Here is a 13,248-nt window from a genome sequence, read left to right on the forward strand (position 1 = left end):
TGTGACTATGCGTTCCTGGTCTTTCCGCATCGCTACCTTGATCGTGCTGGTCTTCGCCCTCGGCGCTGCCAAGGCGGAGACGGGCGACGTCGAGACGACATGGCGCCTGCTTGACTACATCGCGGTCGACTATGCCGGCGCGGTATCTCAGGGTCAGGTCTCGAGCCCTGCGGAATACGCCGAGCAGAACGAGTTCGCCGCGACCGTCGCCGAAAAGCTCAAGGCGCTGCCCGCGAAGCCCGAACGGCAAGCCCTGCTCACCGAGGCCGGCCGGCTTCAGCAGGCCATCGGCCAGAAGGCCGAGCCTGAGCAGGTCGCGGGAATAGCTCATCAACTGGCAGCCGCTCTTCTCGCCGCCTATCCGGTGCCGCTTGCACCGAAGAAGGTCCCCGATCTCGCGCGAGGCGCCGCTTTGTATGGCCAGAACTGCGCGGGATGCCATGGCGAGGCCGGCGACGGGCGTGGGCCGGATGCGGCCAAACTAGACCCGCCGCCCGTTGCGTTCACCGAGGCGGAACGCGGGCGGCAACGCAGCGTGTTCGCGCTCTACCAGGTCGTCACGCAAGGTCTCGACGGCACGGCGATGGCGAGCTTCGAGGCCCTGCCGCCCGACGATCGCTGGGCTCTGGCGTTCTACGCCGGTCGTTTCGCCTTCCCGGATGAGGCTGCCGCGGAAGGAGAGCGGCTCTGGAAGAAGGACGCGTCCCTCCATGGGCTCCTTCCGGACCTGAAGGCGCTGATCGGAACGACCCCTGCGGCGCTCGCGGCCAAGATCGGGCAGGACAGGGCGGACGCCGTCATGGCGTATCTCCGCCGCCACCCCGATGCCGTCGTGCGACAGGACGGCTCTTTGTCCCTGGTGCGCAGCCACCTCTCACAAAGCGTCGATGCGGTCCGAGCAGGCGACCGCGGGCGCGCCGGCGCGTTGGCGTTGTCGGCCTACCTCGATGGGTTCGAGCCGATCGAACCTGCCCTGGGCATCAGGGACCGCACGCTGCTGGAGCGCATCGAGGGGTTGATGGGCGAGTATCGCGCGGCCGTGCAGGGTGGCGAGGGTGCCGAACGGCTGTCCGCTCGCGTGCAGGTCATCGGCGAGGTTCTCGACGATGCCGAGGCCGCGCTTTCGCCGAACGCCGGCAGCGCTGCCACGACCTTCCTCGGCGCGGCGACCATTCTGCTGCGCGAAGGCTTGGAGGCACTGTTGATCGTGGTGGCCATGATCGCGTTCGTTCGCAAATCGGAGCGGATGGAGGTCATGCCCTACGTTCATGCAGGATGGGTTGCCGCGCTTGCTGCCGGCCTGATTACTTGGGCCCTCGCAACGTGGGTGATCGGCATCAGCGGCGCCAGCCGGGAGCTGACGGAAGGATTCGGCTCGGTGTTCGCGGCCGTGGTGCTGCTTTCGGTGGGCATCTGGATGCACGGGAAGGCGCAGGCGGACGAGTGGCAGCGCTACATCCGCGGGAAGATGTCGAAGGCTTTGTCCGGTCGCTCGGCCTGGTTTCTGTTTGGGCTCGCGTTCATTGTCGTCTATCGGGAGGTGTTCGAGACCATCCTGTTCTACGCCGCGCTCTGGAATCAAGGTAACGGGTGGCCCATCGTGGCCGGTGGCCTCAGCGCGTGCCTGGCGCTGGCCGTGATCGCGTGGGCGATGCTGCGCTTCAGCCGCACGCTGCCGATCGGCAAGTTCTTCGCCTACAGTTCGTGGCTGATGGCGGTCTTGACCGTGGTGCTGGCCGGAAAGGGGATCTCCGCTCTGCAGGAGGCGGGCATTGTCGGCATCGTGCCGGTGCACTCTGTCCCGCGGTTCTCGGTGCTTGGTCTGTTTCCGACGGCCCAAACCATCGCGGCGCAGCTGACGATGCTCGCGGCGCTCGTCATCGGGTTTGCTGCTAACCGACGGAGGGCTTAGTCGCTTGCCCGGCCGGCCGGCCGGCTTGCACATGCGACCCGTACCCGTCCTCGCGCTCGAGCACCCGCGTTGCTGTTGCCCTGCCGTCGTGATACCCGGTCGGGAATACGATGGGAGCAGTCGAAAGGTGGTGCTTTTGCAACTCGAATCCAAACTGCGCTGTCCTGATTGCGGCCATGAGCGGGTGGACACATGCCGCAGGACGCGTGCCAGTTCTTCTACGACTGCACAGGCTGCGGGACGAGGTTGAAGCCGAACGCCGGCGACCGCTGCGTATTCTGTAGCTACGGGTCGGTGCCCTGTCCACCGATACAAGCGGAGCAGGCCGGCGAAGCCGGTGCCGGACCCTGCTGCAGCTAGGCGTCATTTCCGGAATGTGAACTGCGGGCTTCTTGCGCAGCAAACCAGCTCCGAGTTCAGTGCACCATGCTCCGGCCCGCGTCCTCGCAGGCGTTCATGCAGCGACGGCAGGACTCGGCGCAGATCCGGCAGTGTTCGTGCATCTTGGCGTGCTTCTCACATTCTTCGCCGCACAGCCGGCAAGCCGCGGCGCAGGTGTCCAGCATCCTTCGGATCATCTCCTCGTCCGACCCCGTCCGGCGGGTTGATATTCTGCCGGTGATGTTGCAGATGTCGGCGCAGTCCAGGTTCAGCCGGATGCACTGGGTGAGCGACTTCACGTTGTTTTCGGCGAGACAAGCGTCGGCGCAGGACGTGCAGGTCTGCGCGCAGGAGTAGCACTCCTCGATGCAGCGGATAAGCGCATCGTTGGTCTGTCCACGGACTTGCGGGTGCGTGCTGATCATTTCTTGCGCGTGCATTGAAATCTCCGTCGGTTGCAGCTCCAGCCCGCGGTCCAATCCTTGTCCGAGCGAAAGGTTTCTACGCGCAGGAACAGTTCCCCGCATAGGTAGTTGCGGCTTCATGATCGGGGCGACGGCTAGGGCGCAAGATGATTGCTGACGGCTACACCATTCTCGTCACCTGGCCGCAGGTTTCCGGCGATCGGCACAATCAGGACGTCTGGTTCGCCTACCTGTCCGATCAGGCGGAAGCCGTGATCGCGGTTCAGAACGCTTGCGGTGCGATGAACGATGCCAAGGTCGAGATCCACAGTCACATGATGGCCGACGGGCTGCGGGAGCACGGCGTGCCAAAAGGAGCCGTGAAGAAGGGTGACCCTCTACCCGGCTCCTAGCTGCAGGTGCGCGCTGGTCGTCAGTGCAGTACGTTCAGACCCGCGTCGTTCTCAGTCGTAGCGCGTTTCCGACCACGCTGACGGAAGATAGTGCCATCGCCGCCGCCGCTACGATGGGCGACAGAAGCAGCCCGAAAGTCGGATACAGAACGCCGGCCGCGATCGGAATTCCGGCCGCGTTGTAGGCGAAGGCGAAGAACAGATTCTGCCGGATGTTGCTCATGGTCGCCCGCGACAGCCGCCGGGCCCGAACGATGCCGGTGAGATCGCCCTTGAGAAGGGTGATCCCGGCGCTTTCCATCGCGACGTCGGTGCCCGTACCCATCGCGATCCCCACTTCAGCTGCGGCCAAGGCGGGCGCATCGTTCACGCCGTCGCCTGCCATCGCGACGATCCGGCCCTGCTTCTGCAGTTTGGCGACGACTGCGCTCTTCTGATCGGGCAGGACCTCCGCTTCCACATCTGCGATCCCGAGCCGCCGAGCCACGGCCTGGGCCGTGGTCCGGTTGTCTCCGGTCAGCATGATGACCTTGACGCCTTCGGACGCGAGGTCGCGCAGCGCCTCCGGCGTGGACTGCTTGACGGGGTCGGCGATGGCCACGATGCCCGCGAGCTTGCCGTCGACCGCCATGTTGATGACGGTCGCGCCTTCGCCGCGCTGTCGCTCGGCTTCGGCTTCCATGGCTGATGTGTCCACGCCCTGCGAGCGCATGAAGGCTGCGTTGCCGAGCAGCACCTTCTTGCCCTCGACGGTTCCGAGCGCGCCCTTGCCGACGGGCGAGTCGAAGTCCTGGACTTCGCTGGTCTGGATGGCGCGCTCCTTGGCTTCGTTCACGATCGCGTCGGCGAGCGGATGTTCGCTGGCGCGTTCGACGCTCGCGGCGAGCCGCAGCACCTCGGAGTCCGAATAGCCGGCGACGGGCGCCACCGCCACGACCTTCGGCTTGCCCTCCGTGAGGGTGCCCGTCTTGTCGACGACCAGCGTGTCGATGCGCTCCATGCGCTCCAGCGCCTCGGCGTTCTTGATGAGGACGCCGGCGTGAGCGCCTCGTCCGACGCCCACCATGATCGACATCGGAGTGGCGAGGCCGAGCGCGCAGGGACAGGCGATGATCAGGACGCTGACCGCAGCGACCAGGCCGAAGGCCAGACGAGGCTCGGGACCGTACGCCGCCCAAACCGCGAAGGCTGCGATTGCGACCACGATCACCGCGGGTACGAACCACCCTGCGACCTGGTCGGCGAGACGTTGGATCGGGGCGCGGGAGCGCTGGGCTTGCGCGACCATCTGCACGATTTGGGACAGCATCGTGTCGCTGCCGACCTTCTCGGCGCGCATTACGAAGCCGCCCGAACGGTTCAGCGTGCCCGCGATGACCTTGGCCCCGACTTCCTTGCTGACCGGCATGGATTCGCCGGTCACCATGGATTCGTCCAGCGAGGACCTTCCCTCGGAAATCTCGCCGTCGACCGGCACCTTCTCGCCGGGACGGACGCGAAGCCGATCGCCGACCTGCAGCGCCGCGATCTCGACCTCTTCGTCGCCGCCGTCCGCCCGGATGCGGCGGGCCGTCTTCGGCGCTAGGTCGAGCAGGGCCTTGATCGCGCCCGAAGTCGCCTCGCGCGCCCGGAGCTCGAGCACCTGACCGAGGAGCACCAGCACGGTGATTACCGCGGCCGCCTCGAAGTAGACGGCGACGGCACCGTCGTGACCTCTGAAATTGGCCGGGAAGGCGCCGGGCGAGACGGTCGCAACAATGCTGTAGACCCATGCCACGCCGGTGCCCATCGCGATCAGCGTGAACATGTTCAGATTGCGGGTCACGACCGATTGCCAGCCGCGCACGAAGAACGGCCACCCGGCCCAGAGAACGACGGGCGTCGCGAGGACCAATTGGATCCAGTTCGAAAGCGTCTGGTCGATCCACTCATGACCGCCGAGGAGGTGACCGCCCATCTCCAGAACCACGACCGGAACGGATAGCGCGAGCCCCACCCAGAAACGGCGGGTCATGTCGATCAGCTCGGGATTGGGGCCGGTGTCGGCCGTCGCGAGTTCGGGTTCGAGCGCCATGCCGCAGATGGGGCAATTGCCTGGGCCGACCTGACGGATCTGTGGATGCATGGGGCAGGTGTAGATCGCGCCTTCCGGCACGTCGGCCGGCTGCACCTGGTGCGTCTTGCCGTGCACATACTTCGCCGGATCGGCTTCGAACTTGCTCCGACAGCGGTCTGAGCAGAAATAGAAGCATTGGCCGCCGTGCTCGAGTTTGTGGCGAGCGGTCGCGGGATCGACCTTCATGCCGCAGACGGGGTCCACCGTGGTCCCGGCATGATCGTGGTGGTGAGCGTGTCCGGAGTGATCGGGGGCAGAATGCGAATGCCCGCAGCAGCTTCCGCGGGTTGCTCCGGATTTGCTGGTGTCCTGCACGGCCATTCGCGGCTCCCTGTCTTGCGGTAAGTACCCTAGGGGGGTATATACGGACCATGAGAAACGAGATCAAGGCTTCGTGCCAGAAACGCCTGAACCGCATCGAAGGCCAGGTTCGCGGGCTCGCGAAAATGGTCGACGAGGACCGGTACTGCATCGACATCGTTACCCAGATCTCGGCGGTGCGGTCCGCGCTCCGCCGGGTTGAAGAAGAAATCCTTAGGGATCACGTGGCTCACTGCGTGGAACACGCGATCAGCAGCGGCGACAAGACCGACCAACGCCGCAAGATCGCGGAATTGATGGCGGTAATAGCTCGAGCTGACCGATAGTGCATTCTTCTCGAAGATTAAGCATGATGTCAGGCAGCAAGGGCGACGCTCCGGCTTCGCACTTATCCTCTTCCGCTGTTTTGCATTTTCACGCCACACCAGTGCAGTGCGCATATCGATTGATCTCGGGATCGGGAGTTCCCGTCGTTCACCCGACCCGCGATTTCCAACGCCCAACGGCAATTACCTGAAAATTCGACCGTTCAATGGTAGTCCACGCCCGAGTATACTCGCCTAATGTTTGTGCAGCTTCGCTTGTAACCGGATAATCATTCGCTCCGAATACACGCATAAGAGATATGATTCGTGGCGCCGACCGAGGCCGAGCTTAAGGATCTGATGCTGGCCAGCCTCGGGGGCGACGCGGCTGCGCATCGCAGGCTGCTTGATTTGCTGAGCGGGCGCCTGCGCGCCTACTACAAGACAAAGCTTATCGGCTTCGGGCGCAGCGCCACGGCAGCGGAGGATCTCGTGCAGGAAGCGCTGCTCGCCATCCATATGCAGCGCCATACCTATAACCCGGCGGAGCCGTTGACGCCCTGGGTGCATGCGATCGCGCGCTACAAGTTGATCGACCACCTGCGCGCGACCCGCGCTTCGCAAGTGAACGTGCCGATCGAGAACGCCGAAGAAGTCATGGCGCAAGACGATCATGTCGCGGCGGAAAGCGCTTATGATCTCCATAATCTGCTCAGCCGTCTGCCGCAGAAGATGCGGCGCGCAATCGAGTGCGTCAAACTCGACGGGCTGAGCGTCAGCGAAGCGGCGGATGCATGCGACATGTCGGAGTCCGCAATAAAGGTGAATGTTCATCGGGGACTGCGCGCTCTCGCCGCAGCCATCACGCGGGAGAGGCAAGCGCGTGAAAACCGATGATCTGATCAAATTACTCGGTACGCAGGTCGAGCCTGTCGATCCGCGAAGGACTCTTCGCACGGTAGCTGTTGCGATCGCGGCTGGCGCGGTCCTTGCCCTTGTTGCCATGCTGGCTTTGTTTGGCATTCGCGCCGACCTCGGCGCCGGGTGGACTTGGGTCTCTTGCCTGATCAAGCTTGCGTTCACGCTCGCACTCGTTATCCCAGCCGGGCTTTACCTGACCAGAATCGCGCGCCCCGGCGGTGAACGCAGAACCCCGGCTCTGCTTGTTGTGGCTCCCTTCGTTGCAATCATGCTGATTGGCGGAGTTAGCCTCGCAATCGCGCCTCAGTCCCATTGGGACGAGATGGTCATGGGAGAGCACTGGCTCGCATGTTTACTCTCCATTCCGATCATCGCCATCGTGCCGTTCGCGGTAATCATATGGGGCTTGAGACGGGCGGCACCGACGGACCTTGTTCGGGCCGGAGCTTTCGGCGGGCTCCTGGCTGGTGCGATCAGCGCCAGCGGATATGCTCTGCATTGTATGGACGATTCTTTTGTCTTCATTGCGCTCTGGTACGGCGGAACGATAGCGTTGTGCACACTCGCGGGCGCCTTGTTGGGGCCGCGGCTACTGCGCTGGTAGCCGATTTCGGAACTTCGTCTCACGTGAGCGTGAGGTAACCGGCCGGCGATTTTCTCCGAAGTCATCATAAGAAGCGCATCACGCGCTTCCAGCTATGATGGAGCCGGACCATGTCATTGAAACGCCTTCTCACCATTTCGCTCGTATTGCCATTGACGGCAATATCTGCAACCGCCTACGCGGGCTCGACGATCTCGGATAAAAGCTATTGGCCGAGCGAGACGAGGCAGGCCGCGCGCACTGCTGTCGGTGTGCCACGCGAAACCAGTTCCGCTTTCGCGTATGACGCTCCTCTATCGCCACTCTCCTCTGCGATCGGAAGCGGTGCAGCGCCCGCCTGGCGTTACCAGGGCGGCCCGAAATCCCACTGATCAGCAAGAAAGCGCGACGAGCGCACATCCAGTGTTCGCCGCGCCTTCGAACCCGGAATTCTCGAACTGTGAGGATCAAAATGACATTCATTGGTTCCAGAATGCTGAGGTTTGAACCGGCCGAGCGGCCGCGTAGCGCAGCAATCAGCCTCCTTGTCCGCTATCGAGCCTTCGTGTTTCTGCTTGCGGGCGCGATCGTTGTGGCCGGATTGGCCTTGCAGTGGCATTGGACAACGTCGCTCGGGCTGCTCCGGATATTGGCGTTCCTGCCGTGCATCCTGATGATGTTCAGGTGCATGAACTGCGGCATGCGGTGGAACGAAAACCGGAACGCTTCATCATCAGATAGCGCCTCTGGCCCGCGGTCACCTTAGCGACGACGACCTCACCCGGTGCTTTGGCGGACGTTCTCACTCAGAAGGCGATTGCGTCGAAACCAACAAGGAGTCGGTCATGATGAATGACATGCCTGGAATGATGTGGGGCATGGGCTTTTTGTGGCTGCTGATCATTGTCGTCTTGATCCTTTCAGCGGCGGCGCTGATCAAATACCTGCGCTCCGGAACGGGGGCAGGGCGTGAATGAGTGCGCGTAGCTGCTGCGCGTGTTTTGACAGAAGATGATCATGTTTTTCCAGATCGGAGACCACCTGGCTGGTGCAGTGATCGGCGTCGCAACAGCCGTGATCATTCGCGGCGTCATCTCACCGGGACTCGATATGGTGCTGGCGATGCTCATCGGCATGGGCATTGGTACGATCGTATCGCTGATACTCGCATACATGCTTTCACCAATGCTCGGTATCGTTGAGACGATGGTGCCGGGATCCCTGATCGGGATGTATGGCGGGATGCTGTTCGCCATGCGCGATTCCATGGCGGCCGGCTCGCGTACCATGCCCGCCGTGATCACTGTTGGCGCGATATTCGGGATTGTGATGACTATCGCGGTGAAGTTGTACAACTACGTTTTGAGAGGGGCTGTTGTCGAGGTGGGCGATTGATGGAGTCGCGAATGGACGTTCGGACGCAAAACAAATGGGATCGTGCAAGCCGGACCTACGATTTCTTTGCCGCGGTCGATAACAGACGCCTCGGAGGCGAAAAGCAAAGACTTCTGGCCAGGGTCCAGGGCAAAACGTTGCATGTGGCCGCCGGAACTGGGAACGACTTCAAATTCCTTCCGCCGGGAGCAGATATCGTCTCGATCGATATCAGCCCCAAGATGCTGGAACGCGCCAAACTGAAGGCCGCGAACTATGAAGGATCAATCGAGCTTCGCGAAGCCGACGTTTGTAGCCTGGACTACCCCGAGGCGACATTCGATACGGTTGCAACTGTCTTCACCTTTTGCTCGGTACCAAAGCCAATCGCGGGATTGCGAGAACTTTACCGCGTGCTGAAACCGGGTGGGCAAATTCTGATGATGGAGCACGTCCGCGGTTCCGCCATCGGACCCGTAGGCGTCATGCTGGATTTGATGACACCGCTCACGCGCAAGTTTGGCCCGGAGCTCAATCGAGAAACAGTGGGCAACGTCCAGAAGGCGGGATTCCGATTGCGCCGGGTCGAGAACATCTATCTCGATGTCGTTAAGACCATCGAAGCCATAAAGGATCGCTCTTGATCCTGGTGTGCCGGAGGAAGCTAAGCGTGGCCCCTGTCACGAACTCGTGAGAATGCAACACAAAGACGCCGTGAGGTCCCAACACCTAGCAATGACCTCGTTCAATTGGTATCCTACCGGCATGTCGCTTCAGAAGATACGTCAGAAGATACGGCGGATACCAGCATTCTTGATGGCCCTCGCTTTGGCCGTGGGACTGGTTCTGCACGGCTTCGATGGTGTCGGTATGATGGCTAAATCGGCCATGACCGCGAGCGATGGTTCGATGTCGCACGCGAGGATGGCTACGTCGGGCGACAGGCAGGGCTCGGGTACTCTGCCGGGCAAGTGCAACGGCTGTGCTGGCGATGAAAAGGGCATGGTCGCGGCATGTTCCGCTTTTTGCGGCGTGATGGCGATGCCGTCGCCGTCCCTGATTGTATACTCGGTTCTGGTCGAAAGACTGAGTCCGACGACCGCGCCGGACTTGGTCGGCCGCTCCGATCCTCCCGATCCTTACCCTCCTAGACCTACCGTCCTGAGCTGAGACCCATCGCTTTACGGCGATCGGACCTCGACGCGCCTATGACGCTAGGGCGTCATAGGCGCGATTCCGGCACACGTCGCACCCGACTCGAACGTCGGGGCGCAGTGCCCACGCACAGGATGGCCCGACATGTCCGCCTTTCGGACGATCACTCGACGCTCGCTTCTTGCCGGCAGCGCAAGTGTTGCAGCAGGAGCAGCGCTGCCGTTTGCAGTGCGCGCCGTCGCCAATTCGATCAACCAGCTCGAGCTTACAGCCGCGCCTGGCCGCGCCCGAATGGTCGGTCGCAATTACCCGACGACGGATGTGTGGTGTTACGGAGACCGCATCCCCGGACCCCAGATTCGCGTCCGGCAGGGCGAGCGGGTCCGGATCGTTGTGTATAACCAGTTGCCTGAGGAGACCACTGTGCACTGGCACGGGATCCGGCTGCCAAATGCCATGGACGGAGTGCCGGGTCTCACTCAGCCGCCGATCAAGCCGGGCGAGCAGTTCACCTACGAGTTCACACCACCAGACGCCGGAACGTTCTGGTATCACCCGCATGCGGACAGCCTGCAGCAACTTGGGCGAGGGCTCGCAGGCGTATTGATCGTGGAAGAGGCGGAGCGCGTCGCCGTCGATCGAGACCTACTTTGGGTGATCTCGGATTGGCGCCTCACGTCGGGCGCACAGATCGCGGCCGGCTTCGGCAACGCGATGGAGGCCGCAATGTCCGGCCGGGTCGGCAACACGGTAACCATCAACGGCGGCATCTCCGAAGAAGTGTCCGTGCGCGCCGGCGAGCGCATCCGCCTGCGGCTCGTCAACGCCGCGCTGGCGCGCATCATGGCACTTCGCTTCGAGGGCCATCGTCCGGTAATCGTCGCCATCGACGGCCAGCCCTGCGAGCCACACGAACCGGCGGGAGGCCGACTTCTTCTTGGCCCTGCCATGCGCGTCGACGTCGTGCTCGACATGCAAGGCGAGCCCGGACGGCGATACCGGGTGATCGACGACTTCTATCAGGACCTTTCCTATTGGCTCACGCGCTTGGCGTACGATGAGACGCCGCCGATCCGCTCGCATCCGCCGGATGGCGCACCCGCGCTCCCCCGCAATCCTTTGCCCGAGCCGGACATCGCATCAGCCGAACGGCACGAGCTGCGGCTGCAAGGCGGCATGATGGGCGGCGGTGCGATGATGGGGTTGGGCGGAACGGAGGGCATCGGACGCGGCGCGAGCTGGGCCATCAACGGGACCTCGATGGTCTGCAACGGAAGCCCCGACATGCCACCCTCTCTCGTCGTGCTGCGTGGGCGGAGCTGCGTCCTGACATTTCGCAACGAAACCGCTTGGTGGCACCCGATGCACCTGCACGGCTTGAGCTTTCGGGTCGTGAGCCGCAACGGCACACCGGTCCCGCATCGCCAATGGGCCGATACTGTTCTGGTGGCGCCGAAGGAAGTGGTCGAAGTTGCCTTTGTTGCCGACAATCCCGGTGACTGGATGCTGCATTGCCATGTCACGGACCACCAGGTGTCGGGGCTGATGACCGTGCTCCGCATCATTTAACTCGTAGGACTAAGAATCTGCACTTCACAAGGAGACCCACATGAATAGACGGACGTTCTTCCTCGGTAGCTCGATTGCGATTTTCGTGCTCCCGTTGCCCGCCATCGCGGGGCCAACCAAAGCAACCCTGTACAAAAACCCTCAATGCACCTGCTGCGAAGGCTATGCTGCCTATCTGCGGAAGAACGGGTTCGAAGTCGAGGTGAAGCCGACCAACGATCTCGCCGAGATCAGCCAAAAGGCCGGCGTTCCTGAGAAATATCAGGGCTGCCACACGATGTTTGTCGATGGTTACGTCGTCGACGGTCACGTACCGGTGGAGATTGTCCGCAAGCTCCTCAAGGAGCGCCCCGCAATTGCCGGCATCACGCTGCCCGGCATGCCGGCGGGATCGCCCGGGATGAACGGTCAAAAAACGCAGGCTTTCTCGATCTACGCGGTGACCAAGGACGGCAAACCACCAACGCTTTACGCCACCGTGTGACAACGCTGAACGTACCGCGCGTTCGAGATTGGAACGGGCGGATACCGAGCACGAGGCCAAGATGAATACAGAAACCGTCGTAATTTCGTCCGCGCCAAAACGGCGGTCGACTGCCCGACTGCGCTATGGTTTGCCGATCATCGTCTTTGCGGCGTTGGCGCTCATGCTCGCCTGGGCCCTCAATCGTGATCCGCACAGGATTCCCTCGGCTCTGATCGGACAGTCGGTGTCCCAATTCACGCTGCCGCCGGTCAAAGGCCGCATGCTCGGGTTATCAAGTACCGACCTGAAGGGCGAAGTCTCTCTGGTGAACGTCTTCGCGTCGTGGTGCGTCGAATGCAGAGCCGAACATCCCTTGCTGTTGCGGATGAAAAATGAGGCCCTCGTCCCGATCCATGGCCTCAACTACAAAGACGCGCCCGATGACGCCGCCAAGTGGCTCGATACATTCGGCGATCCCTATACCCGCACCGGCGCCGACCTCAATGGCCGCGCCGCCATTGATTGGGGCGTCTATGGCGTGCCCGAGACTTTCGTGATCAGCAGGCAGGGGCGCATCGCCTACAAGCAGATTGGGCCACTTACTCAAGCGGTGTTGGAAAGCGAGATTATTCCACTGATCCGGAGGCTTCAGCAGCCATGAGTCGCATCGCGGGCACACAATCTCTCGGTTTCGTAACATTGCTGTTCGCGACAATACTTGTTGCGACGTTACGCGTGGCAAGTGCGGCGGAGCCGCCGAAGAATTTTGTCCTTCTCGACGAGCCGACTCCGATCGCGACGACCAGCTTCAACGATTCCGACGGGCATGTGCGCAACCTTGCCGATTTCGGAGGCAAGGTCTTGCTGCTCAACATCTGGGCGACCTGGTGCGTGCCGTGTCGAAAGGAAATGCCGGCGCTCGATCGCTTGCAAGCTGAGTTAGGTGGCGCGGACTTCCAGGTGATCCCGGTCTCCATCGATCGGGGCGGAATGGAAGCGATCGGCAAATTCTACGGCGAAATCGGCGTCCACAATCTTCCAATGTATTCCGATTCTTCCGGCCAAGTGCTTCATCAAGTCCGAGCAGTCGGCCTGCCGACGACACTACTCGTCAATCGTGCCGGACAGGAGATCGGCCGCATCGTGGGCCCAGCCGAATGGGACGCGCCCGAGATTGCCGAATTCCTCAAGCCCTACATTGCGGATCAAGCCGTCCCCATTAATCAAGCCGATCGAGGCAGTTCGCAATCACCGTCGGATGTTCCGGATAGATCAGGTCCGTTCATGCGTGGCGTCCATTGGCTGAAGGCGCTTCTGACCAGATGAAA

14 protein-coding genes and 1 pseudogene are annotated in these 13,248 nt (G+C 62.3%); 13 read left to right on the forward strand and 2 right to left on the reverse strand.

Annotated elements, in window-relative coordinates; genetic code table 11:
• Positions 1-37 precede the first annotated feature (37 nt).
• Both BRA1253DRAFT_RS36775 and BRA1253DRAFT_RS45730 read left to right on the forward strand, forming a co-directional pair.
• Complete coding sequence (locus BRA1253DRAFT_RS36775; protein ID WP_371261356.1) at positions 38-1,912, forward strand: FTR1 family protein; 1,875 nt, start codon at positions 38-40, stop codon at positions 1,910-1,912.
• A gap of 136 nt (positions 1,913-2,048) precedes the next feature.
• Positions 2,049-2,272 (forward strand): annotated as a pseudogene (locus tag BRA1253DRAFT_RS45730) (GDCCVxC domain-containing (seleno)protein).
• Positions 2,273-2,328: 56 nt separating this feature from the next.
• Here BRA1253DRAFT_RS45730 and BRA1253DRAFT_RS36780 read toward each other — a convergent pair.
• A complete protein-coding gene (locus BRA1253DRAFT_RS36780; protein ID WP_007602726.1) occupies positions 2,329-2,733 on the reverse strand; it encodes a four-helix bundle copper-binding protein in 405 nt (134 codons plus the stop codon).
• A 131-nt stretch (positions 2,734-2,864) separates the two neighbouring features.
• Between BRA1253DRAFT_RS36780 and BRA1253DRAFT_RS36785 the strand changes: the two genes are divergently transcribed.
• Positions 2,865-3,110: a hypothetical protein gene (locus BRA1253DRAFT_RS36785; RefSeq protein ID WP_007602727.1), complete on the forward strand. Its 246-nt coding sequence runs from the start codon at positions 2,865-2,867 to the stop codon at positions 3,108-3,110.
• 34 nt (positions 3,111-3,144) lie between these two features.
• Here BRA1253DRAFT_RS36785 and BRA1253DRAFT_RS36790 read toward each other — a convergent pair whose 3' ends face one another.
• Positions 3,145-5,547: a heavy metal translocating P-type ATPase gene (locus tag BRA1253DRAFT_RS36790; RefSeq protein WP_007602728.1), complete on the reverse strand. Its 2,403-nt coding sequence runs from the start codon at positions 5,545-5,547 to the stop codon at positions 3,145-3,147.
• Positions 5,548-5,597: 50 nt separating this feature from the next.
• Between BRA1253DRAFT_RS36790 and BRA1253DRAFT_RS36795 the strand changes: the two genes are divergently transcribed.
• The 10 genes from BRA1253DRAFT_RS36795 (at position 5,598) to BRA1253DRAFT_RS36845 (ending at position 13,246) form a co-directional block, all read left to right on the forward strand.
• Positions 5,598-5,873, forward strand: coding sequence for a metal-sensitive transcriptional regulator (locus BRA1253DRAFT_RS36795; RefSeq protein WP_007602729.1), 276 nt, complete (start codon positions 5,598-5,600; stop codon positions 5,871-5,873).
• Positions 5,874-6,179: 306 nt separating this feature from the next.
• Positions 6,180-6,749, forward strand: coding sequence for a sigma-70 family RNA polymerase sigma factor (locus BRA1253DRAFT_RS36800; RefSeq protein WP_007602730.1), 570 nt, complete (start codon positions 6,180-6,182; stop codon positions 6,747-6,749).
• Entirely contained in the window at positions 6,736-7,377 is a 642-nt protein-coding gene (locus BRA1253DRAFT_RS36805; RefSeq protein WP_007602731.1) for an NrsF family protein, read from the forward strand. Before BRA1253DRAFT_RS36800 ends, BRA1253DRAFT_RS36805 begins: the two co-directional genes overlap by 14 nt.
• Before the next feature lie 824 nt (positions 7,378-8,201).
• Positions 8,202-8,333 carry a hypothetical protein gene (locus tag BRA1253DRAFT_RS45735; RefSeq protein WP_007602738.1) on the forward strand — a complete coding sequence of 44 codons (132 nt, stop codon included), beginning with the start codon at positions 8,202-8,204 and terminating at the stop codon, positions 8,331-8,333.
• A gap of 40 nt (positions 8,334-8,373) precedes the next feature.
• Complete coding sequence (locus BRA1253DRAFT_RS36815; protein WP_007602740.1) at positions 8,374-8,751, forward strand: hypothetical protein; 378 nt, start codon at positions 8,374-8,376, stop codon at positions 8,749-8,751.
• Between the two features lie 11 nt (positions 8,752-8,762).
• The gene (locus BRA1253DRAFT_RS36820) at positions 8,763-9,374 is read left to right on the forward strand and encodes a class I SAM-dependent methyltransferase (RefSeq protein WP_198288284.1); all 612 of its coding nucleotides are present in this window, start codon (positions 8,763-8,765) and stop codon (positions 9,372-9,374) included.
• A 655-nt stretch (positions 9,375-10,029) separates the two neighbouring features.
• Positions 10,030-11,454 carry a multicopper oxidase family protein gene (locus BRA1253DRAFT_RS36830; protein ID WP_007602744.1) on the forward strand — a complete coding sequence of 475 codons (1,425 nt, stop codon included), beginning with the start codon at positions 10,030-10,032 and terminating at the stop codon, positions 11,452-11,454.
• A 40-nt stretch (positions 11,455-11,494) separates the two neighbouring features.
• A complete protein-coding gene (locus BRA1253DRAFT_RS36835) occupies positions 11,495-11,938 on the forward strand; it encodes a DUF411 domain-containing protein (RefSeq protein WP_007602746.1) in 444 nt (147 codons plus the stop codon).
• A gap of 61 nt (positions 11,939-11,999) precedes the next feature.
• Entirely contained in the window at positions 12,000-12,581 is a 582-nt protein-coding gene (locus BRA1253DRAFT_RS36840) for a DsbE family thiol:disulfide interchange protein (protein WP_007602747.1), read from the forward strand.
• A complete protein-coding gene (locus BRA1253DRAFT_RS36845; RefSeq protein ID WP_007602748.1) occupies positions 12,578-13,246 on the forward strand; it encodes a TlpA disulfide reductase family protein in 669 nt (222 codons plus the stop codon). The genes BRA1253DRAFT_RS36840 and BRA1253DRAFT_RS36845 overlap by 4 nt, the downstream gene beginning before the upstream one ends.
• The last annotated feature ends 2 nt before the right edge of the window (positions 13,247-13,248 follow it).

The sequence above is a fragment of the Bradyrhizobium sp. WSM1253 genome (assembly GCF_000244935.1).
GTDB lineage: Bacteria > Pseudomonadota > Alphaproteobacteria > Rhizobiales > Xanthobacteraceae > Bradyrhizobium > Bradyrhizobium canariense.

Coding starts and splice junctions, on each gene's coding strand:
- BRA1253DRAFT_RS36780 (WP_007602726.1), bottom strand. CDS start 2,733: ATGCACGCGCAAGAAATGATCAGCACGCACCCGCAAGTCCGTGGACAG.
- BRA1253DRAFT_RS36785 (WP_007602727.1), top strand. CDS start 2,865: ATGATTGCTGACGGCTACACCATTCTCGTCACCTGGCCGCAGGTTTCC.
- BRA1253DRAFT_RS36790 (WP_007602728.1), bottom strand. CDS start 5,547: ATGGCCGTGCAGGACACCAGCAAATCCGGAGCAACCCGCGGAAGCTGC.
- BRA1253DRAFT_RS36795 (WP_007602729.1), top strand. CDS start 5,598: ATGAGAAACGAGATCAAGGCTTCGTGCCAGAAACGCCTGAACCGCATC.
- BRA1253DRAFT_RS45735 (WP_007602738.1), top strand. CDS start 8,202: ATGATGAATGACATGCCTGGAATGATGTGGGGCATGGGCTTTTTGTGG.
- BRA1253DRAFT_RS36815 (WP_007602740.1), top strand. CDS start 8,374: ATGTTTTTCCAGATCGGAGACCACCTGGCTGGTGCAGTGATCGGCGTC.
- BRA1253DRAFT_RS36820 (WP_198288284.1), top strand. CDS start 8,763: ATGGACGTTCGGACGCAAAACAAATGGGATCGTGCAAGCCGGACCTAC.
- BRA1253DRAFT_RS36830 (WP_007602744.1), top strand. CDS start 10,030: ATGTCCGCCTTTCGGACGATCACTCGACGCTCGCTTCTTGCCGGCAGC.
- BRA1253DRAFT_RS36835 (WP_007602746.1), top strand. CDS start 11,495: ATGAATAGACGGACGTTCTTCCTCGGTAGCTCGATTGCGATTTTCGTG.
- BRA1253DRAFT_RS36840 (WP_007602747.1), top strand. CDS start 12,000: ATGAATACAGAAACCGTCGTAATTTCGTCCGCGCCAAAACGGCGGTCG.
- BRA1253DRAFT_RS36845 (WP_007602748.1), top strand. CDS start 12,578: ATGAGTCGCATCGCGGGCACACAATCTCTCGGTTTCGTAACATTGCTG.